This window comes from Paracidovorax sp. MALMAid1276 (genome assembly GCF_049198005.1).
GTDB lineage: Bacteria > Pseudomonadota > Gammaproteobacteria > Burkholderiales > Burkholderiaceae_C > Acidovorax.
The window spans coordinates 1-600 of the sequence record NZ_JBMIRS010000226.1 but is presented as its reverse complement, the minus strand read 5'-3'; the positions used below and the strand labels follow the sequence as shown (position 1 = coordinate 600).

The 600-nt window shown below is 63.8% G+C and carries 1 pseudogene; it reads right to left on the bottom strand.

The window, feature by feature from the left end:
* A pseudogene (locus tag ACOQFS_RS18535) lies at nucleotides 1–600 on the bottom strand (sugar-binding protein); the annotation flags it as partial.

Here is a 600-nt window from a genome sequence, read left to right as displayed (position 1 = left end):
GCCCAGGGGGTCGAGCTGGCGGGTCTGGGTGATGGCGGCGGGCGCGTGTTCGTGCGCTGCGCCGCTTTGCAGCAGGTGCAGGCTGCGGCCCACTTCACGGTGCAGCTTGTCGCGCTCCAGCGCCAGCAAGGGGGTTTGGTTGAGCAGCACGCCGTGCACGTAGCCTGATCCGTAGGTCAACCAGTCGATCTGGCCAATGCCTTGCAGTTCGCTGGCTTGGCGTTCGCCCAGGGCGCCCAGGCGGTGGTGGATGCGGTGTTCAAACTCGATGGTGGATGTTCCTGGCCGATGCAGGGTTTGCACTTCGCCGGCGGTTCGCCCCAATGCGTCGAGCTGCAGATCCACGCGGCTGATGGGCTGCAGGTGCTGGACTTGCAGGTTTTGCAGCCAGGGGCTGCTGGCGAGGGCTTGAGGGTCGTGCTGCTGGTTGAGCACGGTACGCAGCTGCTCGGTGCTCAGCTGCAACCAGGCATTGATCAGCGCGGTGGATGCCTCTGTGCCCAGTTCCCAGCCTTGGGTGTTCAGGAGTTCACCGCTGTCGCTGTAGCCGAACTGGTGGATTTGCAGGTCGGTGTTTGGGGTTGTTGTTGTTGTTGTTGT